Source organism: Anoxybacillus andreesenii (assembly GCF_030813005.1).
GTDB classification, from domain to species: domain Bacteria; phylum Bacillota; class Bacilli; order Bacillales; family Cytobacillaceae; genus Robertmurraya; species Robertmurraya andreesenii.
In genome coordinates this window covers 1-22,844 of the sequence record NZ_JAUSTU010000019.1, presented here as the reverse complement: position 1 = coordinate 22,844, position 22,844 = coordinate 1, and the positions used below count along the sequence as shown (strand labels likewise).

Genomic DNA, 22,844 nt, shown 5'->3' with positions numbered 1-22,844 from the left:
TACCGATCTTATTTAAAGCGGGCTTCGATGGCGCGGGCGTGGGCTTCGAGGCCTTCTAGACGTGCGAAGGCGGCGATTTTTTGGCCGTTTTCCTTCAAAGCTGTTTCACTATAAACAATGACACTCGATTTTTTCTGAAAATCCTCTACGCTGAGTGGACTTGAGAAGCGAGCCGTGCCATTTGTTGGTAGCACATGGTTGGTACCGGCAAAATAGTCGCCGACTGGCTCTGAGCTGTAGCGCCCGATAAAAATAGCCCCTGCATGTCGAATTCTTCCTAACAGCTCCATTGGGTTTTCCGTGATAATTTCCAAATGCTCTGGTGCGATTTGATTGATGGTCTCTACGGCCTCATTCAAATCGGCGGCAATATAAATGGCACCGAAATTTTCGATTGCTTTGGCGGCAATATCCCTGCGTGGCAGCTCAACCAGCTGTCGTTCCACTTCAACTAACACCTTTTGCGCCAGTTCCTCACATGTTGTCACAAGCACACTGCAGGCTCTTTCATCATGCTCCGCTTGAGAGAGTAGATCAGCCGCCACCTCATTCGCTCTTGCCGTGGAATCTGCTAATATCGCAATCTCACTTGGCCCTGCAATCATATCAATGTCTACATCCCCGTAAACCTCACGTTTAGCTAGAGCGACATAAATATTCCCCGGCCCCGTTATTTTATCAACCGGCTTAATCGTTTCCGTTCCATAGGCAAGGGCGGCAATGGCCTGAGCTCCGCCAACCTTATAGATCTCCTTCACCCCTGCCATGTCAGCCGCCACAAGGACGGCCGCAGGAACTTTCCCATTTTTACCAGGCGGGGAAACCATGACAATTCGTTCCACCCCTGCTACTTGTGCTGGAATGACATTCATCAGCACGGATGACGGGTAGGCTGCTGTTCCCCCAGGAACATACACCCCAACAGAGTCAAGAGGCGTTACCTTCTGCCCAAGAATCGTCCCGTTTTCCGCGGTTGTCATCCAGGAAGGACGAAGCTGCTGTTCATGATAGGATCGAATATTGCTAGCGGCCTCCTGGATGATCGCCAGCATCTCATCCTCCATATCCGCATAGGCTTCATCAATTTCATCAAGCGTCACGAGCAAAGAATCCAGAACCACTCCATCAAACCGCTCTGTATATCTCTTGACTGCCGCATCTCCATCCAGCTTGACATTTTCAACAATCGCTTTCACCGCTAAAAGCTGCTCATTCGTGCCACCATCCACCGTTCTTTTAATCGAGAGAGCATCAGAAATTCTCTGTATCTTCATCTTTTCTCATCCTCACAATCGGTCTAAAGCCAACTTATTTTCGATTACATCCGTCAACTTTTCTACAAGCTCATGAATTCGTGCATCCTTCATCCGATAACTGACTGGATTGACGATAAGACGCGATGTGATATCGACAATTCGTTCATATTCAATCAATCCGTTTTCTAGCAATGTTCTTCCTGTGGAAACAATATCGACGATGCGGTCGGATAGGCCAATTAAGGGCGCTAGCTCAATCGAACCATTCAGCTTAATAATTTCGACCTGTTCCCCCTGCTCTCTAAAAAAGCGAGCCGCTAAATTGGGATATTTCGTTGCCACCTTTGGGGCGACATCGTTCATTTTTGTACGCGGAAGGCCAGCCACCGCAAGATAGCAATCACTAATCTTCAAATCTAGCAATTCGTACACATCTCGCTCTTCCTCTAAGAGAACGTCCTTGCCGGAAATACCCAAATCGGCGACCCCGTGCTCTACATAGGTAGGAACATCCATCGGCTTAGCCAAAATAAAGCGAAACCGCTCCTCCTCGACATCAATAATCAGCTTCCTGGAATCTTCAAATTCAGGCGGGAGGCGAAAGCCCGCTTCACGCAAAAGCTCTGCCGCCTCTTCAAAAATCCGCCCCTTCGGCATCGCAATCGTGATCAAATCCTCCATCAGTACGACCCCCTTCCTGCACTGCCTACTAAAAAGGTGACCTCACCAAATTGTCCTGTGAATCGATCGATATTTTTCACGCCATTGATATCCTGCACGATCGTTTTCACTCCGGCTCTCCTTTTGTCCTTCGCAAGCTGAAAGGCCTCCTGCCGTCGCTCCTCACTGAACAATATGCAATGTGCCAGCTCCTCCTTTTTCAGCTCACCCAATGCTTCTAGGAGCCGGTCTAGACGAAGCGCAAAGCCTGTTGCACCTGAGGATTTCCCGAATTTCTCAAGGAGAAGATTATACCTTCCTCCGCTTCCAATCGGAAACCCAACTTGGTCGGCATACACTTCAAAAAGAATCCCCGTGTAGTAGCTCATATGACTGACGAGCGTCAAATCGAATCTCAGCTTCTCCACTTCACCGTAGTCAACGACAATCTCCCAAAGCTGCTTTAGCTCCTGGATCGCTGCTTTCCCCTTTTCATTCTCGATTAAAGCAAGGGCCCAATCGATTACCTCAACACCACCCCGAAGCTTTAAAAAATCAAGTAGCCGCTGGCGATCAATAGAGGATAAATTTAAGCTCTTGACGTGCTCACGGTAGCCAACATAATTTTTTTCATATAAAAATCTCGTCAATGAATGGGCTCGTTCCTCTGTCCCCAATATTTGCTGAAACAGTTCTTGAACGAATCCGATATGCCCAACCGATATTTGAAAACGGTCGAGCCCTGCTTCTCTTAAGGAAGAAACCAAGAGGGCAATAATTTCGCCATCCGCACTGATGGTGTCATCCCCAATCGATTCAATTCCAATTTGCTCAAATTCGGCTGGTCTGCCGCCCTCACGTTGCTGCGCTCGAAAAACACTTGCCGAATAAGCGAGCCTTAAGGGCTGGTCTTCCTTTAACAGCTTTGAAGCGGCGACCCGGGCAATCGGAGCCGTCATATCTGGACGAAGGACGAGCGTATGTCCCTGGCTGTCGAGCAATTTAAAAAGCTGTTGATCCAATATAGCTGAAGCCGTTCCTACGGTTTCATAGTATTCTAGAGCAGGAGTTTCCATAAATTGATAACCCCATCGCCTCATTTCATCCCCTATGGCACTTCGGACCTGATTCTTTGTTTCGTATAGCTCAGGTAGCGTATCTCTCATCCCCAAGGGCTTCTCAAACATAAACAACCGACTCATCGTTCTCCCACCTTTAACTCTTATCAGCGAGGCTTTTATCAAGGCACTGTTATATTTTGTTGTGATCTACGTACGCCTTATACGTGCACGTTCGCTAAGTTATTCGTACCGAATAAAACCCGTTCACGTACACGTATAAGGCTAAAATCAACACTGTACATTAACAAAGCCTTTATCAAAAAATATTGATTTTGTATATTCAGAACTTTTATGATGCTTTAGTTCGCTAATACATTAGCAAATTGAAGTTATATGTAGTTTACTCTCCCGTTCTTGTTTCGTCAACTAATAATATGATTGCAGAATTTGGATTGAAAATTGGATTATCAATCCCCGATTTTCGCTCATAACCTCCGGCCGTACAAAAAAAAGACTGTAGACTAGCCCCATTTTAAGAGAGCCAGTCTACAGTCTTACATATTATTTTTTCCATAAATCGGGTCATCCGCCCATCTTTCTGCCAGCTGTTCCTTCGTGTAAATGACACGCATCGGATTACCGCCGACAAATGCGCCCGCAGGAACGTCCTTATGGACAAGAGTTCCTGCTGAAACAAAAGCACCGTCTCCAATCGTCACGCCTGGCAGGATCGTAGAGTTCGCTCCGATCATCACTTCACTGCCGATTTGTACCTCACCAAGGCGATACTCCTTAATCAAATACTCATGGGCGAGAATGGTCGTATTATAGCCAATCACCGTATTGCGACCGACACTAATTTTTTCAGGAAACATCACATCGAGCATCACCATTAATGCGAAGGACGTTTGCTCCCCAACCTTCATCCGCAAAAAAGTTCGGTAGAGCCAATTCTTCATACCAAGAAACGGGGTGTACCGAGCTAATTGAATGATGATAAAATTCCTGACAACCTTCCAAAAGGGTACCGTCTTATACACATGCCATAAGGAATTGGCCCCTTCAACAGGGTAGCGGGTTGTCCGCCTCATCGCTGCCTGGCTCCTACGATTTCAAGTAAATCACTCATATGATCGAGGATATAATCAGGATGATACTCTTCTAGATATGCTCTTCCCTTAGCAGACCAAGCCACACCTGCAGTTTTCGTACCAGCATTCTTTCCACCTAAAATATCATGGTAGTTGTCACCAACCATGATCGCCTCTTCCGGTGTAGATTGAAGCTGTTCAAGTGCCTTCCTAATAGGTTCGGGATCAGGCTTTGCCTTTGTCACATGATCTAAAGCAACAATCACTTCAAAAAAGGGAGTAAGCCTCGTTACCTCAAGTCCCATTTTTACCACATTTAACATTTTCGTCGTGACGATTCCAAGCTTAAAGCCATTCTCCTTCAAAGCGGCAATCGTCTCATACACCCCATCAAATTCCTTCACCAATTCGTCATGATGAGCAATATTAAACGTACGGTATTCTCGAATCATGTCCTCTGATTTTTCCTTGTCAATGCTTTCAAACGTTTCCATTAAGGTCGGTCCCATAAATGGTAGAACATCCTCTTCTTTATACTGATCGGGATAAAATTTCCCTAACGTATGCAAGAAAGACTGAATGATTAAATCGTTCGTATTAATTAATGTTCCATCTAAATCAAATAGGATTGTGGTTATCTTCGTCATATTGTGGTTTCCTTTCTTTTTGCAATTTCCACGCGATTCCAAGAGGTCGCAACAATGATTGTCACAACAATCGCCAGCACAAGCCGAATAAAGAGCAGTGGCAGCACCGGGATCCCAAGTGGCACAAAGATCAATGTATCCTCAACCACCGCGTGACAGCCAGCGAGAAAAATAAACGCCAGCGTGGCATCCTTTTTGCTCACCCCGTCCTCTTTGACCGCTTGAATCATCACACCGGCTCCATAAGCAAGGCCGAACAAGAGCCCAGCAGCTAAGGTAGTGGAGGTATTTTTCTTCATCCCTAGAGCCCTTGTAACCGGAGCCATCCACTTTGAAAAGATGTCGAGCCATTTCAAATCCTTCAAGATTTGGATAACCACCATTAGCGGAATGACAATCATGGCAAGCTGAAGGATACCCATGGCAGCTGTTTGCAGGGCATTCACGCTAATATCTAGCAGGCCTGTCACTTCCTCCTGTGAACCTTGAATCATCCCATATTTGGCTTGCTGTCCACCACCTTGCCACACAAGATTAATAACGACTCCTGAGATTAACGCCAAGCCTACCCTTACCACAACGGCGATCCAAAGCTTCACACCAACCCTTGTCGCCACACTTGATTCAACGAGCATATTATGTGAAAAGGACAGCATTACCGCAATAATAAAAACCTCTTTAACCGTTAAATCCAGTGTCAAAATCGCTCCAATGGCGGCATACAGATTAAGGAAGTTCCCAATCACAAGCGGAATGGCTGCATCCCCAGATAAACCAAACAGACTCATCAGTGGGGTGACCAACTTAATGACCCATGGCAAAATCGGTGTATGCTGGAGAAACGCAACGATTAATGTAACGGGAAAAATAATTTTTCCCAATGTCCAGGTCGTTTTCAGCCCAGCCTTTAATCCTTGTTTCAATGTTTGACCCCACATGTTCTTCTCCCCTATGTTAAACTTACACGCTTCTATCTAAATATCTTTGCTTGGAAAGACCCTTCATTCTTCTGTAGATCAAAATGGCAACAGCCCCGACGATAAGCACAATCGAAATGGTTTGTGCGATTCGCAAATTCGATGTTAGCATCAGGCTGTCCGTTCGCATGCCTTCAATAAAGAAGCGCCCCACGGAATACCAAATCACATAAGATAGGAACATTTCTCCACGGCGAAGATTGACTCGTCGCAATGAGATTAATAGGATAAAACCTAGCAGGTTCCAAATCGATTCATATAAAAAGGTAGGATGATAGTAGGTGCCGTTTATATACATTTGATCAATAATGAAATTTGGCAGGTGCAAGTTTTCTAAAAACGCACGGCTTACCTCGCCACCATGTGCCTCCTGATTCATGAAGTTTCCCCATCTACCTATTGCCTGTCCAAGGATAATACTTGGAGCTGCGATATCCGCAAGCTGCCAAAACGAAATTCCTCTTTTTTTCGAGAAAACATAGGCGGTCACCACTGCACCGATTAAGGCACCGTGAATGGCAATCCCCCCGTTCCAAATTTTGATGATATCACCCGGATTTTGCGAATAATAGCCCCATTCAAAAATGACATAATAAAGGCGTGCACTTAAAATCGAGATCGGGATGGCCCAAAGCATTAAATCAGCAAAAACATCCTTGTTTAGGCCTCTCTTTTCCCCTTCCCTCATCGCAATCACTAGTGCTAACGCAAGCCCTACACCGATGATGACTCCGTACCAGTGTACCGAAATCGGACCTAGCGAGAACGCAATTGGATCAAGAGGCTGTATATTTTTTTCCATGAATCCATCTCCTTTTTCTTAGATTATGGCTGTTTTTGTAAAAAGGGGGAAATGCTTCAGCGATCCTCGTGGTCCCCATCTTCAATCACATCAGACAACCGGCTTGCGAATTGCTCTGCGGCATTAACGCCCATTCTCTTCAGGCGGAAATTCATAGCCGCTACTTCAATAATGACCGCAAGATTTCGTCCTGGACGAACAGGAACGGTAAGCTTTGTCACGGATGTATCAATAATTCTCATCGTTTCTTCATCAAGGCCCAAGCGATCGTATTGCTTCGACTGATCCCATAGCTCTAAGTGAATGACGAGCGAAATCTTCTTGAAGCTTCGAACTGCTCCTGCTCCAAATAGGGTCATCACGTTGATGATTCCTAGTCCGCGAATTTCAAGAAGATGCTCAATTAACTCAGGAGAATTCCCCACAAGGGTGTCATCATCCTCCTGGCGAATCTCTACGCAGTCATCGGCTACGAGACGATGGCCTCTTTTTACAAGCTCGAGTGCGGTTTCACTTTTTCCGACTCCACTTTTTCCTGTGATGAGCACACCAACTCCATAAATATCAATTAAGACGCCATGAACCGCTGTCGTTGGCGCAAGCTTCGCCTCCAAAAAGTTTGTCAAACGGCTCGAAAAACGGGTCGTTTTGAATTTGGATCGCAAGACTGGAACGGCTTCTCGCTCCGATGCCTCAATAAGCTCTGGGGGAACCTCCATATCCCTCGTCACGATGATTGCAGGAGTAATATCGGTACACAAACGCTCAAGCCTCTCCGCCTTCGTGTCTACATCCAATTTTTGAATGAAAGTTAATTCAGTTTTTCCGAGTAATTGGACTCGTTCTGCAGGATAATAGTCGAAAAACCCAGCCAGTTCAAGCCCTGGTCTGGAAATATCAGTCATTGTGATTGGGCGATTGATGCCTTCTTCACCACTAATTAAGTCCAGCTTGAACTTTTCCATAACATCCTTCGTTCGTACCTTCGCCAAAATGAACTCCTCCCTTGATGGTATGGTTTTAGTTGTAGCAAGTCTTGCCCTTAGGATCGTGTAGAGGGTTCCGTTCGGGATGTCTTGCTCTAGTAGAAGCAAATAAGAATTTTTTGTCGTACAATCTCCTCTTAGGAGAGTTTCACTCTATTTTAGCATTTTTTTATTAAGAACCAAATTTGTATGTTCAAAAAGGCTCTTTTAGTACGGATTGTTATTAGGCAATGGTTCTAATGCCAACCATTGCCTGTCGTACTAGGTATGGCATCACGGAACAAGAAAAGAGCCTTCAAAAAAGTATACCTATCCGTTTTGGGACGATTTACATATTATAAGGATGAGATCGTATCAAACTTTTTTTCATGGGTGGTGGTCATTAAAAAAAACTTAAGGAAAGGAGTGTGTCACCATGAAAATCATGCTTGATGCCGGACATAGCTACAATACTGTAGGGAAGAGAAGTCCGGACGGGATGCGTGAATACGAGTTTAATCGAGTAGTCGCTAACTATATGAAGGCTTTGCTGGAGGAGTATGAAGGGGTAACCGTCTATTTTTCTCATTCGGACAAAAAGGATGTCTCATTGCAGGAGAGGACGGATAAGGCGAACCAGCTGGCTGTCGACTGCTTTGTGTCCATTCACGCCAATGCATATGGTTCAGGGTGGAATGAGGCTCAAGGGATTGAAACCTACGTATATAAAACAAAGCCACCGGAAGCAACCAAGCTGGCAGAGCGCGTCCAAAAAAACTTAATTGTCGCAACAGGGCTCCGTGATCGTGGCGTGAAGTCAGCCAATTTTCACGTCTTGAGAGCAACGAAAATGACAGCTATTTTGGTGGAATGTGGGTTCATGACAAACCAGTCAGAGCTTCAGCTGCTTCGCTCTGATCTCTATCGCAAAACCTGTGCAGAAGCGATTGTAAAAGGGATTCGTGAGCATTTTCAACTCAAGCTGAAATCACCTGACCAACTGCAGAAGCAGGAGAGCCTTTTTCATGTCCGGATTGGACCATTTTTTGAAAAAAAGCAGGCGGAGGAATTGATGACAAGATTAAGAGGAATCGGGTATGAAGCATCCGTCCAAGAGGGATAAGAAAGAGGATCTGTTCGCCAGATCCTCTATTTTTCTTTTTTCGTATCAAAGACAACATTTTGAATAACTAGATTGACGACTGACATAATCGCTGAAATCAAGATCGCCATCCCTAATCCACTGATTTCAAAGGACTCCCCAATAATCGCATCGGTAAGCAAAAGGGTCACTCCGTTGATAACGAATAAGAACAGGCCTAGGGTAAACACCGTAATAGGAAGCGTCAAAATGATTAAAATTGGCTTCACTAATACATTCAAGATAGCCAGTACAAAGCTCGCCCCAATCGCTGCCCCTATCCCCTCTATATAAAAAGAGTCCTCAAAATATCCAGCCAACGCGATAAACAATACCGCATTAATTAGTATTCCAATAATCCATCTCATGTCCAACATCCTTTAATAAGGCATTATTTCTGCTTCATTATTTTCGTAAGCCTGTTATATCGCTTTTAGCTACAATTTTATTATAATGATGAAGCTGATTCTATTGATTTCTTTTTATCGCAATTGATCCCGTTTTTGAGTCCAGATAAATTCTTGCAGTTCTCTCACTTGGGATCGTCGGTTGGAAACGGACAAGCTTTTGAATAACTTCATTTTTTTCATCCACTACTTGAATGCCCGAATAATCGATATCAAAGCTTCCAACATTGGACTTGGCCTCACCTGAGATAGCCATTTCCCTTGGCAAATAGAGCTTGATTGCACCTGTCGTCCCTTTTGCCTCAATCCGATCGCATCGAGGATCAGTTAAAGAGCAGATAATGTTTCCATTGAATGACTGAAGCTCGAGCCTTTCGAAGCTCCCATCAAGCTTGATGGCCCCGTTAATTGTTTCCGCCTCAAAGTCTTCCACTTTTCCGTCACGCACTTCAATTTGCCCATTGGCCGTTTCGGCATCCAAATATTTACTCGTAATGCCAAAAATATTAATCTTTCCATTGGCTGTCTTCACATTATACTTTTCTACATGTAAGTTTTCACTTTCAATTGGCCCATTAAACATCCGCACCTTAATGTTATCATACTGGGCTTGCGGAATATAAAGGATTGCATGGATTTTCATCCACTTTTGCTGGGAATGAAAACGCAGCTTCTGCCCCTCAATAGCAAAGGTAACATTTTTCAAAAAGTGATTTCGCGCCTCATCCTGGGTATCGACTCGATAGACCTTTGCCTCACACTCGACGCGCACATCCTGCTGATCCCAAGGAACGATTTTTACTGAGCCATTGGCCAGATCGACATCCATCTCTTTTAAATACACGTCACTCTGCTGAAAAATATGAGAAATATCAATGGATGCTCCGAAGTTTAAATCCAAATCAAAATCCTTAATTTTCTTCAGTGCTGTGTCAACAAATTCGAAAAGTTTTTCCTTTGTGGATTGGAATTTCTGCTGCGAATAAGAGTCTTCCTTTTTCGCCTCTTCAAAATGAACGGTCGTGGAAAGCTCTCCGAATAACGCCTCTTTCTTTTTCTTCATGCTTTCTTCCGAATCATCCAACCCTTCTAACAGAACGAGTGCTTCATTCACCGTTAGCTTACCCTCTTTGACCAAATTCAAAATTCGTTTTCTTTCTTCTTGCATGGCTACATCCTCCTCTATAAAATCCTAATATATACTTTCTTTAGTCAATACTTGAATTCCTTTGACAATATTCCAAATAAGCACGATTAAACTTAGGATGACCGTCACAATGATACTAATAAAGAACATGACAGGTACGTCCGAATATCCCCCAACGATATCAAATATAACGGAAAAAATAATAATCGGCACAGGGATCAAAGTAATGATATGTGAAAAAAAGGCCTTCTTTGCATGCCCCTTGACCACCTTGTCACTGGCCACTAGCCATACGATGAGTGGAAAAATAATTCCTGCGAAAAAGATGCTGAAATAGCTCAATGCCGATAGAACTTTATTTGTATCCATTTTCCTCAACTCCTTTTCTATTTTTACGTTTTTCAGAGACGAAGGTTTCAAATTTTGATGTTTCGCAAATATATTCAAATTGCCGCAAATATATTATTTTTTCGCAAATATTAGCTCTATAGCGCTCCTCTTTTCCCCATAAATGCAGAAGAAACCCGCCGTTTTGGCGGGTTTCCTTTTAATTAAGTTTGGTTGGTACGGGATGTGGTTTTGGAATGACCCTAATGCCGGTCATTCCGTTTCACACTGGGCTTAGTTTCACGCATAAAATGACCAGCACTTTTCTCCGTTTCAATCACTAAATTTCAAATAATTCAAATTCTGACTTTCATTTTCAACAGCACATGTCTTAGAAAAGTGCCTTAACTGTTGCTTCTTTTTCTTGAATGAGTTCCTTCATTCTTTGGCGATCTCGTTCAAGAATGGGCTTTAAATATCGGCCTGTGTGCGATTCTGGGATTTCGGCGATCTTTTCAGGAGTTCCGGTTCCGATAATCGTTCCTCCTTTGTCGCCTCCCTCTGGTCCTAAATCGACCAAATAATCGGCCGTCTTAATCACATCTAAATTATGCTCAATAACGAGGACGGTATCGCCATTTTCAACAAGACGCTGGAGCACCACTAGCAATCTTGAAATATCATCCACATGCAGACCTGTTGTCGGCTCATCAAGGATGTAGAGCGAGCGACCCGTCGAACGACGATGAAGCTCGGAAGCAAGCTTGACGCGCTGAGCCTCTCCACCAGATAGGGTGGTTGCCGGTTGCCCTAAGGTAATGTAGCCTAGCCCTACATCATATAATGTCTGCATCTTGCGATGGATTTTTGGAATGTTTTCGAAAAATTGGAGAGCATCCTCCACCGTCATATCCAATATTTCTGAAATGCTCTTGCCTTTATATTTGACCTCTAGCGTCTCCCGATTATAGCGCTTTCCATGGCAGACCTCACATGGGACATACACATCTGGGAGGAAGTGCATTTCGATTTTGATGATTCCATCCCCGCGACATGCCTCGCAACGGCCGCCCTTCACATTGAAGCTGAAGCGACCCTTTTTGTAGCCACGAACCTTTGCCTCATTAGTTGCTGAAAAAACATCGCGAATATCATCAAACACCCCTGTATAGGTGGCAGGATTGGAGCGCGGGGTCCGACCAATTGGCGATTGGTCAATATCAATGACCTTATCGAGATGCTCAAGCCCCTTGATTTCCTTATGCTGTCCAGGTCTTGTTTTGGCACGATTCAGCTGCTGAGCTAGGGCCTTGTGTAAAATTTCGTTGACAAGCGTACTCTTTCCAGAGCCTGATACTCCAGTTACCGCAATAAACATACCGAGCGGAAATTTGACATTAATATTTTTTAAGTTGTTTTCCTTGGCGCCCTTAATTTCGATAAAGCGCCCGTCGGACTTACGGCGTTCGTTTGGAAGTGGAATAAACTTTTTCCCTGACAGGTATTGTCCTGTGAGCGATTTCGGATCATTCATCACTTCTTCTGGGGTCCCGGCAGAAACAATTTCCCCACCGTGGACACCTGCTCCTGGTCCGACGTCGATTAAGTAATCGGCTGCGAGCATCGTGTCCTCATCATGCTCAACGACTAGCAGCGTATTCCCGATATCACGCATACTCTTGAGCGTATCAATCAAGCGATCATTATCCCGTTGGTGCAAGCCGATTGAAGGCTCATCCAAAATATAAAGAACTCCCGTTAGGCGTGACCCGATTTGAGTCGCAAGCCTAATCCTTTGGGCTTCCCCGCCGGATAGTGTACCGGCTGCACGATTGAGGGTTAAATAATCTAAGCCAACATTAACAAGAAATCCTAACCGCTCCCGAATTTCGCGGAAAATAACATTGGCAATTTGCTTTTCTTTATCCGTTAGTGTGATGCCATCGATTTTGTCAAATGCTTCCCGAATCGATAGGGAGGTGATAAACCCGATATTCTCCCCATCAATCAGGACTGCTAAGCTCTCTTTTTTCAGGCGTTCTCCCTTACAGGTTGGACAAGGCTGTTCGGCCATGTACTTTTCCATTTGCTCTCGAATATAATCAGAGCTTGTGTCTTTATAGCGCCGTTCCACATTCGGAATGACCCCTTCAAATTGAATCCAGTTTTCACGTACCTGTCCGAAATCATTTTCATAATGGAAAAAGAGTTTTTCTTCCCCAGAGCCATATAGGATTTTATCCGCCTGCTCCTTCGGAAGCTCTCCGAACGGAATATTCATGTCGATGCCGTAGTGGTTGCATACGGCCTCAAGCAGCTGTGGATAATATTGGGAGCTGGTCGGTTCCCAAGCAGCGATTGCCCCTTCTTTTAAAGACAATTCACGATTTGGGATTACCAAATCCACATCCACCTCAAGCTTCGAGCCAAGTCCATCGCAATCAGGACAAGCTCCGAACGGACTATTAAAGGAGAACATTCTTGGCTCCAATGCCCCGATCGAAAAACCACAAATCGGACAAGCGTGAAGTTCACTAAATAATAGCTCCTCTTGTCCAATTACATCAATGATGACTCGGCCTTCTCCTAGCTTTAAGGCTGTTTCCAGTGAATCAGACAAGCGCGCACTAATCCCCTCTTTAATGACAATCCGATCGACGACTACTTCAATGGAGTGCTTTTTGTTCTTATCAAGCTCGACCTCATCGCCAAGGTCGAACATCTCTCCATCAATACGAACGCGAACAAAGCCCTGTTTCTTAATGTCCTCAAGGGTTTTAACATGGGCTCCCTTTTTCCCAGAAACAATGGGGGCAAGCACTTGAAGCTTTGTTCTTTCCGGATATTCCAGAATTCGATCGACCATTTGCTCAATCGTTTGTGAGGTAATCTCGATACCATGATTTGGACAGGTTGGCCGTCCAATTCGGGCAAACAAGAGACGCAAATAATCATAGATTTCCGTTACCGTACCAACGGTAGATCGAGGATTTCGGCTCGTTGTTTTCTGATCAATTGAAATCGCCGGAGACAATCCTTCAATCGAATCGACATCCGGCTTGTCCATTTGTCCTAAAAATTGTCTTGCATAGGCAGATAAGGATTCGACATAGCGACGTTGTCCCTCTGCATAAATGGTATCAAAGGCCAAAGAGGACTTCCCTGAACCAGAAAGTCCTGTCAGCACAACAAGCTTATCTCTTGGAATAGTGACATCCAGATTTTTTAAATTGTGTGCCCGAGCCCCTTTTACAATTAATTTCTCCATTGCCATTGCTTCGTCATCCTTCCGCCTTCAACTCTAAAATGAGATCACGCAATTCAGCCGCTCTTTCGAAGTTGAGGGCTTTTGCTGCTTCCTTCATTTCCTTTTCCATATCGGAAATCACTTTTTCTCTTTCCTTCTTGTTTAGCTTTCCAAGCTTCTGGGTTGCTGTGTACTCTTCTGTTTCCTCCGCCGCAATCGTTGCACGGATGGCATCACGAATATCCTTTTGGATCGTCATCGGTGTGATGCCATGCTTTCGGTTATATTCCTCTTGAATTTCACGACGACGCTTCGTTTCATTAATGGCAAGCTCCATCGAATTCGTGATCCGATTCGCATACATGATGACATGGCCATTGGCGTTACGAGCCGCCCGACCGATCGTCTGGATCAGCGAACGTTCAGAACGGAGGAAGCCTTCCTTATCGGCATCCAGAATCGTCACTAAGGAAACCTCAGGAATATCCAAGCCTTCTCGTAAAAGGTTGATTCCAACAAGAACATCATATTTTCCAAGTCGTAGCTCTCGAATAATTTCAATTCGTTCGAGCGTTTTAACCTCGGAATGCAAATACTGCACCTTGATGCCAATCTCTTTTAAGTAATCGGTTAAATCCTCTGACATTTTTTTCGTTAAGGTCGTGACAAGCACGCGCTCATTGCGCTTTACTCGCTCCTGAATTTCTCCGATTAAATCATCAATTTGTCCCTCAATCGGCCGAACATCAATAATTGGATCCAAGAGTCCGGTTGGACGGATAATTTGCTCCACCATCTTCGGAGTATGCTCGATTTCATAGGGACCTGGAGTCGCTGAAACATAAATGATCTGGTTAATATGATCCTCAAATTCATCAAATTTCAGCGGACGGTTATCCATGGCCGACGGGAGACGGAAGCCATGATCAACAAGGACCTGCTTTCTGGCTTGGTCCCCGTTATACATACCTCGCACCTGTGGCAGGGTCACATGGGATTCATCAATGACCATGAGAAAATCCTTCGGAAAATAGTCCAAAAGTGTGTATGGTGTAGAACCTGGTGGCCTTAATGTCAAATGCCTAGAATAGTTTTCAATCCCTGAGCAAAAGCCCATTTCTCTCATCATTTCCAAATCGTATCGGGTTCTTTGCTCAAGCCGCTGGGCTTCAAGGAGCTTGTCATTCTCCCTTAACTCCTTCAGCCTCTCCTCCAGCTCCTGTTCAATATTCTCAATGGCGACACGCATCTTTTCTTCCCGAGTAACGAAGTGAGAAGCTGGAAAAATGGCGACATGCTCACGCTCACCGATAATTTCCCCTGTTAGCGCATCGACTTCGCGAATGCGGTCAATTTCATCCCCGAAAAATTCAACTCTCAAACAATGCTCATCCTTTGAGGCTGGAAAAATCTCAACGACATCCCCGCGCACACGGAAGGTTCCGCGCTGAAAGTTGATGTCATTCCGTTCATATTGGATATCAACCAATCGATGCAAGAGCTGATTCCGTTCAATTTCCATCCCCGTTCTTAAGGAGAGGACGAGCTCCCGGTATTCCTCTGGAGAACCGAGACCGTAGATGCAGGATACGCTGGCGATGATGATAACATCCTTCCGTTCAAATAAGGACGAAGTAGCAGAGTGACGAAGCTTGTCAATTTCATCATTAATGCTGGCATCCTTTTCGATGAAGGTATCTGTCGATGGCACATAGGCCTCTGGCTGATAATAATCGTAATAGCTGACAAAATATTCAACAGCATTATTCGGAAAGAACTCTTTGAATTCACTGTATAGTTGCCCAGCAAGGGTTTTGTTATGGGCAATGACCAATGTCGGCTTGTTGATTTCCTTAATTACATTAGAAATCGTGAAGGTTTTTCCCGTTCCTGTTGCGCCTAGCAAGGTTTGATGCTTCTTTCCTTCACGGATTCCTTCAACAAGCTGACGAATCGCTTCTGGCTGATCCCCTTGTGGTGAATATTTGGAGACTAACTCAAATTGATCCTTCACTTATACTCCACCTTCTCCCCGTAAAATTCATATTCCCATTCTACCACAAACATCCAAAAACTAACCAATAATATGCGAACGAATATTCGTTTTTTTATGTAAAGCTTTGTTATATTTAATTGTTGCTTTTAATATCGCCTTATACGTGTACGTTCACGAGAGTTTTCGTACCGAAACTAAGGAAGGGCAATTTTAATAATTGCCCCTATTCACGTACACATATAAGGCTGAAATATCAATGAAACTTTATATTCGTATCCTACGTATTAATAAAAAGATGGAGGTGTTCGTGATGAGATGGAGGTTGAAAGCTTTCCTAGTGCTTTTCATAGGTGCTATTGTGGTCCCATTCTTTTTTCCAAGCGTCAGTTATGCAGTTGATTATTCCATTACCGGTGTCCAAATCGATGCCTACTTACAGGAGAATGGGGATGTAGCGGTAACGGAAAAACACACCTATGCATTTGACGGAAAATTTAATGGAATCACTAGAGAAATTGTTCCGAAGAATGGAACGAAAATCATGAAGCTAAAGGCGACTGAGAACGGAAAGTCGCTGCGGGTTGAGAAAGAGGAAGATCTATACAAAATCCACCGCAAGGGCAAGGAAGAAACCATTACGGTTGAGATTGCCTATACCATTAAAAACGGAGTCGACGTATATGCAGATGTAGCTGAATTTTATTGGCCTTTCTTTGATGACCGAAATGAATCCAGTTATGACAAAATGAATATTATCATCCATCCGCCAAAAGAGACAAAAGATGTCATTGCTTTTGGATATGATACGGCCTTTGACAAGGAAGAGATGTTAGCAGATGGCTCGGTCCTGTTCCAGCTCGGCGAGGTTCCCTCTGGTGAAAATGGCGATATTCGCGTCGCCTACAATGCTGCCCTTTTTCCAGGGGCAACTATAACAGCAGATAAAATGATGAAGGAAGAGATATTGGGAGCGAAGAAAAAGCTCTATGAACAAGCAGTTGCGGACATGAAAATGAGAGAGAAGCTCTCTAAAATCGCACTGTTCATCATACCGATATTTTCTGCCCTATTACTGATTACCATTATCCAGATGATCATAAGAGAACGAATGAAAAAATTAGGCGTTGAGCAAGCCATCCAACAGGCTTTCTTCATCCCTGATGAGAAGCTTAGCCTCCCCGCTACCATTCTATTTATCAAAGGGACCTCCTATCAACCCGGTGAGGCGATGTCAGCAGCACTTCTTGATTTAGTTAGGAGAGGCTATGTTGTCAAAATGGAGGACAACCGTTTTCAGCTTGTCAAACGTAGTGGTGGGTTGTTGAAGCATGAACAAGTATTAGTGGATTTCCTCTTCAATGAAATCGGTACGGGGGACGAATTTACATTTGATAATCTCAGAACCTATATGATGAAGAAAAAGAATCATGAAAAATTCCAGACTCAAACCTTAAAATGGCAGCAAGCCATACGTCAAGAAATAAAGGGGAAGAAGCTGTATGATCAAAATGCAGGAACCCGCCTGTTCCTTTTGATTGCCGGCTTACTATTGTTTCCATTTCTGTTCCTATTCCCTATTTATGATTTGTTTGGATGGTTTACCGCAGCACTTATTCTAGCTGTTACTTATTTCGTTCTTGCCGCATCCTATATAACGAAATCATGGGATGGATGGATGATCGTTAAGGAATGGCGATTTTTGGAGAAGGGGCTACCGAAGCTGTCCCTGAAGGAATGGGAAGATCTCACCAATGACGAACAGATGCGAGGGTTTATTTATGGCATTGGCATGAAGGATGAGGGGATCATCGAGAAGAACAAAGAATTTGTTCAGTCCTTCAAGCATCCTTTGGAACATGTACACAATCATGGAGATGCTCTGAACATGCAGACGATGCTTCTTATCGGTCCGTATGCATCGACCCATTTTCACTCAGCCTACAAAACAAGCCAGTCAACCACAAGCAGCTCATCATCTTCATCGACTGGAGGCGGAGTTGGCGGCGGGGGCGGCGGTTCAGGAGCATTCTAAGCTAAAGAGGAGAGCCAAGAATTTTTTCAGGCTCTCTTTTTCACGTCTTTCCTTTGACCTAACTTTCTCCCAATTAAAATTCCTATGAGTGAAAAGATGGGATAGTAGATCATAATAGCTATCCCCTTGCTGCTATCCTCCAATGCTACGACATATGCCAATCCAAAGCTTGCCAATGCCCCGATGAAATGTCCAAATCCCCCGTATGCGGCCTTATACTCCTCTTTTCTTATCTTAATTAAACCGATTATCAAGCCTCCAAAAACTAGGATGATTCCATAAATAATCGTTGGAATTTCTTGAACTGACATCCTGACCACACCAAACCTTCATACTAGATTTCCTTATTGTATCACGAGAAAAAAGGTTATAAAAAACAAATAGAGACAAATAATGATAGTGACAACAATTTTTGGATAAGACCTGGTTAAAGGAGGATACGCATTGAAGAAGAGACGACTATTTATCGGCATCATACTTTGTATGGTTCTTTTGCTTGCGAGTTGCGGTACTAAAAATAATGAAACAAAAGAGACTGGAGACGGTGCTGAGTCGAAGGATGTATTAGCAGAAATTAAGTCCAAAGGGAAGCTATTGATTGGTACGGAAGGCACCTACCCTCCCTTCACCTTCCATGATGATAAAGGTGACTTAACAGGGTTTGATGTAGAAATTGCCCGAGAAGTAGCAAAACGGTTAGGGGTGGACGCTGAATTTTTGGAAACACAGTGGGATGCCCTATTTGCTGGGCTTGATGCGAAACGGTTTGACATGATTGCAAACGAGGTGGGCATACGGGAGGATCGGCAGAAAAAATATGATTTCTCAGACCCTTATATTACATCTTCCGCTGTTCTAGTTGTCCCGAAGAATAACAAAGACATTACTAGCTTCGAGGAGATCGAAGGATTGAAAGCAGCGCAATCTTTGACAAGTAATTACGGTGAGATGGCAAAGGAGTACGGAGCTGATCTCGTTAGTGTCGAAGGCTTTAATCAGGCGATTGAACTGTTAACCTCCGGCCGTGTGGATGTGACAATAAACGACAATTTAACTGTTCTCGATTATTTGAAGCAAAAGCCAAATGCCCCGATTAAGATGGTTGCTACCCATGAGGATGCTTCTCATAGTGGCCTTGTGTTTCGCAAGGGTAGTGACACCTTGGTAAAGGAAGTCAATCAGGCACTTAAGGATATGATTGACGACGGGACTTACCTCAAAATCTCTGAGAAATGGTTTGGTGAAGATGTACTTAAATAATGTCATGCCTACCCCCGAAAGATGGGATCAACTGATCGAAATTGCAAAAAGTTCCCTCCTGCCACTTTTGGAGGGGGCTGTTTTTTATACCATTCCATTAACCTTGATTACGTTTTTATTGGGAATTTTCCTTGCCGTTGTAACAGCACTAGCCAGATTATCTAACATCAAGCTTTTTCAAATCATTGCAAGAATTTATGTTTCTGCCATACGTGGCACCCCTTTATTGGTTCAGCTTTTTATCATTTTTTATGGCTTGCCGACGATTGGCATCACTATCGACCCATACCCATCTGCTATCATTGGCTTCTCCTTAAATGTCGGGGCCTATGCGTCAGAAATTATCCGCGCGGCTATTTTATCGATCCCTAAGGGGCAGTGGGAAGCGGCCTATTCGATCGGAATGTCTTACGGCCAGGCGATGCGAAGAATTATTTTACCCCAGGCGGCACGCGTATCGGTCCCACCCTTGTCCAACACATTCATTAGCTTGGTAAAAGATACCTCCTTAGCAGCTCTTATTCTCGTAACTGAAATGTTTAGACGGGCCCAGGAAATTGCCTCAACAAACTATGAATTTTTGCTTTTGTATAGTGAAGCGGCCTTATTATACTGGATGATTTGCTTTATTCTTTCGATGGGACAAGGAAGAATTGAAGCGCGACTTGATCGATATACGGCAAAATAAATAGAGGAGTTTCTAGAATGATTTCCATTCATAATCTTCATAAAAGCTTTGATCAGTTAGACGTTCTAAAAGGAATCAATCTTCAAGTGGATAAAGGAAATGTCGTGGTCGTCATTGGTCCATCAGGTTCTGGGAAGACGACTTTACTAAGATGCTTGAATGTTCTGGAGGAGCCGACCAAAGGTGTCATTTCTATCGGTGATCAGACCTTGGATTTTTCGAGGCGGATTGGAAAGAAGGAAATAGCCGCTTTTCGTAGAGAAACAGGGATGGTTTTTCAAGGCTATAACCTTTTTCCCCATATGACCGCTTTGGAGAATGTCATGGAAGGACCTATTACAGTCAAAAAAGAAAACAAGGATGAGGTGCGAAAAAAAGCAGAAGCCTTGCTGGGAAAGGTGGGACTCGGGGATAAGAAGGATTTCTATCCGTTTCAGCTTTCCGGTGGTCAGCAACAGCGGGTCGGAATTGCCAGAGCTTTAGCGATGGAGCCGAATGTGATGCTATTTGACGAACCGACATCTGCCCTGGACCCCGAGCTAGTGGGCGAGGTCCTCAAGGTGATGAAGGACTTAGCAGCTGAAGGCATGACGATGGTCGTTGTCACCCATGAAATGCGCTTTGCTCGCGAGGTCGCCAACGAGGTGATATTCATGGAGAATGGATTTGTTGTTGAAAGAGGCGGACCAGAGGAGGTATTTGGCGCTCCAAAGGAGGAGCGGACGAAGGAATTTTTGCGGATGATTCAATAGGGGAGAGAGGGGGCGACCTTGTTCGTTTCGGAAGAGGGTCTGCTTTTCGTTGCTATGGCGACAACTCCGCTTCTTTTTTCGCTTGGCTTGTCGTCATTGATGACCTATGGCGTCAACTCCTCTTCTTTTTCGGCCAACTTGCAAGAAAGAAGACAAAAAAATAGAGAAGGTTTCCCCTCTCTATTTTTAGGAAAAGTCAAACTCATCTCCATCGTTTCTCCAAAAATTAGTTTAGTTTTGTTTGTTTTTGTTTACTTTCATAAAATCGCCGTCACAAATTTAACATACATTAATAGATTTTCCATATCAAGGATTCCCTTGTTGAAAATGTTAGTTAATATAATAGTTTTCATAACTTATTCACACAATTGGAAATCTTTCCAAATTATTTACACTACTTAATTGGGAAAGTTTTTTAAGAACAAAGCTTATAAAGCCAACCAAAATTGCCTGGTTGGTTTTTTTCATAATCCTTTTAATCATTTAATAAGGTTAATATATAGGTATTCTCATATTTTTAGTATTTTCTGAATATTATCTTGATGCTAAACAGTGAATTACGATATATAAAGGATATACATATTTTTTGATCTTTCAAAAAGTGAGGTATTGTTATGTACGAGTTGTATTGTCGAACCTATCAAGGAATAATGAAAGTGGGTTCCGGCCTTCTGCCATGGCGTGAACCTGAGCTGCTTAAGGGAGAAAATAGCTTGAGCAAACTACCCAAGCTGATCAAGGATAAAAGGATTGAAGGCGTTTTAATTGTTACAGACCAAGGAATTACTTCCATTGGACTGATGGATGAGTTTCTACAGGGATTAACAGCTGAAGGGATTCATTATTTCGTATATGATAAAACCGTTCCAAATCCAACGATTGATAATATCGAGGAGGCCTACTCGATGTATAAAGCAAACCAATGTCAAGGCATTGTGGCATTTGGCGGAGGTTCACCGATGGATTGCGCCAAAGCCGTTGGTGCTCGAGTAGCGAGGCCCAACAAATCCATTCCTAAGATGAAAGGCGTTTTTAAGGTTTTGAAGAAGATTCCGCCATTGTTCGCCATTCCAACAACAGCTGGGACTGGTAGTGAAGCAACGCTTGCTGCAGTTGTATCCAATAGCGAGACACACGAAAAATACGCCATTATGGATACCTCACTCATTCCCCACTACGCTGTTTTGGATCCACTGCTCACGGTAGGGCTACCGCCACATATTACCTCTACAACTGGGATGGATGCCTTGACCCATGCGGTTGAAGCCTACATTGGTAGAAGCAATACAAAGGAGACTACTCAGTGGAGTATTGATGCGGTCAAACTCATATTTGAAAATTTGTATGAGTCCTACTGTAACGGAACGAACCTTACAGCTCGAACAAATATGCAGCAGGCTGCTTACTTGGCGGGAATGGCTTTTACTCGTGCATATGTTGGCTATGTTCATGCAATTGCCCATACCCTTGGCGGCTTTTACTCGGTTCCACATGGTCTAGCAAATGCGATTATCCTCCCTTATGTTCTCGAGTATTATGGCGAGTCCGCCCATAAGCCATTAGCTGAACTAGCTGATTTGGTCGGATTAACTGAGCCTGCTGATACAACTGAACAAAAAGCAACTAAGTTTATTGAGGCCATCAAACAGTTAAACAAAAAAATGAACATTCCCACAAAGGTGAGCGGAATTGTAGACCGTGATATTCCGCTAATGGTCGAACGTGCCTTAAGGGAAGCAAACCCGCTTTATCCTGTTCCGAGGATTTTATATAAGGAAGACTTAGTCAAGCTTTATCATATGGTAAAGGAGTAGATTGTTTAATAGTTCCGTGTGGATAAACTCCTTAATAACAGAAGATCATAAAATGCAGCTCTCTCTATTACACAAGGGAGCTGCTTTTATTTTTTGGCTTTTTTGAATTTTTAAATAAAGGTTTACAAATATAGGAAACTACTATAATATGGAGTTGGGATTGCAATCACCAAAAAAATGGTGGTTATGTAAAAGAATGTTTAAAAAGTTGTTTGTCGGCTTTACTGTGATGTTGTCGATCTTTGTATTTGGATTTGTTGAAAGAGGCGAAGCCGCGGCAAGTATCTCACCTTCCACTCAGACAATATATGGTTCTCAAGTTTACGCAAATTGGACCTTCTCTTGGACTGGGACACCGCCATTTAAAGTATTATTCAGGTCAGATAGTAGTAGTCCGTATGAAGTAATAAATGCTAGTAGCAACAGCAACTCAATGTCATATTCATATAAATATAGTTCCAGTGAGGCATATAAAAAATATGCTTCCTCGCTATTTAGTGTTTAGTTTAAAATTTCATAAAGCAGTCTATACTGGGTAAAAACTATTAGATACCCTAGGAGTTGATAGCTTTAT

Annotated in this window: 21 protein-coding genes; 7 read left to right on the top strand and 14 right to left on the bottom strand. The window is 43.6% G+C overall.

All coding sequences use genetic code 11. The features are described from left to right. Nucleotides 1-8: 8 nt before the first annotated feature. The 8 genes from hisD to hprK all read right to left on the bottom strand — a co-directional run bounded on the left by hisD (nucleotide 9) and on the right by hprK (nucleotide 7,486). Entirely contained in the window at nucleotides 9-1,274 is a 1,266-nt protein-coding gene (gene hisD / locus J2S07_RS16635; protein ID WP_307151533.1) for a histidinol dehydrogenase, read from the bottom strand. 12 nt (nucleotides 1,275-1,286) lie between these two features. Then, nucleotides 1,287-1,937 (bottom strand): ATP phosphoribosyltransferase, encoded by a 651-nt coding sequence (gene hisG / locus J2S07_RS16630; protein WP_307151532.1) that lies wholly within the window; start codon nucleotides 1,935-1,937, stop codon nucleotides 1,287-1,289. Continuing rightward, complete coding sequence (locus J2S07_RS16625) at nucleotides 1,937-3,118, bottom strand: ATP phosphoribosyltransferase regulatory subunit (protein ID WP_307151531.1); 1,182 nt, start codon at nucleotides 3,116-3,118, stop codon at nucleotides 1,937-1,939. Before J2S07_RS16625 ends, hisG begins: the two co-directional genes overlap by 1 nt. Nucleotides 3,119-3,531: 413 nt before the next feature. Continuing rightward, complete coding sequence (locus J2S07_RS16620) at nucleotides 3,532-4,068, bottom strand: acyltransferase (protein ID WP_307151530.1); 537 nt, start codon at nucleotides 4,066-4,068, stop codon at nucleotides 3,532-3,534. Then, nucleotides 4,065-4,715: a pyrophosphatase PpaX gene (gene ppaX / locus J2S07_RS16615; RefSeq protein ID WP_307151529.1), complete on the bottom strand. Its 651-nt coding sequence runs from the start codon at nucleotides 4,713-4,715 to the stop codon at nucleotides 4,065-4,067. Before ppaX ends, J2S07_RS16620 begins: the two co-directional genes overlap by 4 nt. Beyond that, the gene (locus J2S07_RS16610) at nucleotides 4,712-5,653 is read right to left on the bottom strand and encodes a nucleoside recognition domain-containing protein (protein ID WP_307151528.1); all 942 of its coding nucleotides are present in this window, start codon (nucleotides 5,651-5,653) and stop codon (nucleotides 4,712-4,714) included. The genes ppaX and J2S07_RS16610 overlap by 4 nt, the downstream gene beginning before the upstream one ends. A gap of 22 nt (nucleotides 5,654-5,675) precedes the next feature. Next, nucleotides 5,676-6,494, bottom strand: a complete 819-nt coding sequence (lgt, locus tag J2S07_RS16605) for a prolipoprotein diacylglyceryl transferase (RefSeq protein ID WP_307151527.1) — start codon at nucleotides 6,492-6,494, stop codon at nucleotides 5,676-5,678. Between the two features lie 56 nt (nucleotides 6,495-6,550). After that, nucleotides 6,551-7,486, bottom strand: coding sequence for an HPr(Ser) kinase/phosphatase (hprK, locus tag J2S07_RS16600; protein WP_307151526.1), 936 nt, complete (start codon nucleotides 7,484-7,486; stop codon nucleotides 6,551-6,553). Nucleotides 7,487-7,895: 409 nt separating this feature from the next. Between hprK and J2S07_RS16595 the strand changes: the two genes are divergently transcribed. Then, nucleotides 7,896-8,582, top strand: a complete 687-nt coding sequence (locus tag J2S07_RS16595) for an N-acetylmuramoyl-L-alanine amidase (RefSeq protein WP_307151525.1) — start codon at nucleotides 7,896-7,898, stop codon at nucleotides 8,580-8,582. A 26-nt stretch (nucleotides 8,583-8,608) separates the two neighbouring features. Here J2S07_RS16595 and J2S07_RS16590 read toward each other — a convergent pair whose 3' ends face one another. The 5 genes from J2S07_RS16590 to uvrB all read right to left on the bottom strand — a co-directional run bounded on the left by J2S07_RS16590 (nucleotide 8,609) and on the right by uvrB (nucleotide 15,742). Continuing rightward, nucleotides 8,609-8,968 (bottom strand): phage holin family protein, encoded by a 360-nt coding sequence (locus tag J2S07_RS16590; protein WP_307151524.1) that lies wholly within the window; start codon nucleotides 8,966-8,968, stop codon nucleotides 8,609-8,611. A 100-nt stretch (nucleotides 8,969-9,068) separates the two neighbouring features. Continuing rightward, nucleotides 9,069-10,175 carry a DUF4097 family beta strand repeat-containing protein gene (locus J2S07_RS16585; protein WP_307151523.1) on the bottom strand — a complete coding sequence of 369 codons (1,107 nt, stop codon included), beginning with the start codon at nucleotides 10,173-10,175 and terminating at the stop codon, nucleotides 9,069-9,071. Between the two features lie 24 nt (nucleotides 10,176-10,199). Continuing rightward, the gene (locus tag J2S07_RS16580) at nucleotides 10,200-10,523 is read right to left on the bottom strand and encodes a magnetosome magnetite crystal formation protein family (RefSeq protein ID WP_307151522.1); all 324 of its coding nucleotides are present in this window, start codon (nucleotides 10,521-10,523) and stop codon (nucleotides 10,200-10,202) included. 349 nt (nucleotides 10,524-10,872) lie between these two features. Next, nucleotides 10,873-13,755 carry an excinuclease ABC subunit UvrA gene (gene uvrA / locus J2S07_RS16575; protein ID WP_307151521.1) on the bottom strand — a complete coding sequence of 961 codons (2,883 nt, stop codon included), beginning with the start codon at nucleotides 13,753-13,755 and terminating at the stop codon, nucleotides 10,873-10,875. Between the two features lie 7 nt (nucleotides 13,756-13,762). Continuing rightward, a complete protein-coding gene (uvrB, locus tag J2S07_RS16570) occupies nucleotides 13,763-15,742 on the bottom strand; it encodes an excinuclease ABC subunit UvrB (RefSeq protein WP_307151520.1) in 1,980 nt (659 codons plus the stop codon). Nucleotides 15,743-16,034: 292 nt separating this feature from the next. Here uvrB and J2S07_RS16565 point away from each other — a divergent pair, with 292 nt between their 5' ends. Then, entirely contained in the window at nucleotides 16,035-17,756 is a 1,722-nt protein-coding gene (locus J2S07_RS16565; protein ID WP_307151519.1) for a DUF2207 domain-containing protein, read from the top strand. Between the two features lie 26 nt (nucleotides 17,757-17,782). Here J2S07_RS16565 and J2S07_RS16560 read toward each other — a convergent pair whose 3' ends face one another. Continuing rightward, nucleotides 17,783-18,067 carry a hypothetical protein gene (locus J2S07_RS16560; protein WP_307151518.1) on the bottom strand — a complete coding sequence of 95 codons (285 nt, stop codon included), beginning with the start codon at nucleotides 18,065-18,067 and terminating at the stop codon, nucleotides 17,783-17,785. Nucleotides 18,068-18,200: 133 nt separating this feature from the next. Here J2S07_RS16560 and J2S07_RS16555 point away from each other — a divergent pair, with 133 nt between their 5' ends. The 5 genes from J2S07_RS16555 (at nucleotide 18,201) to J2S07_RS16535 (ending at nucleotide 22,270) form a co-directional block, all read left to right on the top strand. Beyond that, entirely contained in the window at nucleotides 18,201-19,016 is an 816-nt protein-coding gene (locus J2S07_RS16555) for an amino acid ABC transporter substrate-binding protein (protein WP_370872866.1), read from the top strand. Next, nucleotides 19,003-19,704, top strand: coding sequence for an amino acid ABC transporter permease (locus tag J2S07_RS16550; RefSeq protein ID WP_307151517.1), 702 nt, complete (start codon nucleotides 19,003-19,005; stop codon nucleotides 19,702-19,704). The genes J2S07_RS16555 and J2S07_RS16550 overlap by 14 nt, the downstream gene beginning before the upstream one ends. A 17-nt stretch (nucleotides 19,705-19,721) precedes the next feature. Next, entirely contained in the window at nucleotides 19,722-20,456 is a 735-nt protein-coding gene (locus tag J2S07_RS16545) for an amino acid ABC transporter ATP-binding protein (protein WP_307151516.1), read from the top strand. An 18-nt stretch (nucleotides 20,457-20,474) separates the two neighbouring features. Next, on the top strand, nucleotides 20,475-20,858 hold the full coding sequence (locus tag J2S07_RS16540) for a hypothetical protein (RefSeq protein ID WP_307151515.1): 384 nt from the start codon (nucleotides 20,475-20,477) through the stop codon (nucleotides 20,856-20,858). 212 nt (nucleotides 20,859-21,070) lie between these two features. After that, complete coding sequence (locus J2S07_RS16535; protein WP_307151514.1) at nucleotides 21,071-22,270, top strand: iron-containing alcohol dehydrogenase; 1,200 nt, start codon at nucleotides 21,071-21,073, stop codon at nucleotides 22,268-22,270. Nucleotides 22,271-22,844: the final 574 nt, after the last annotated feature.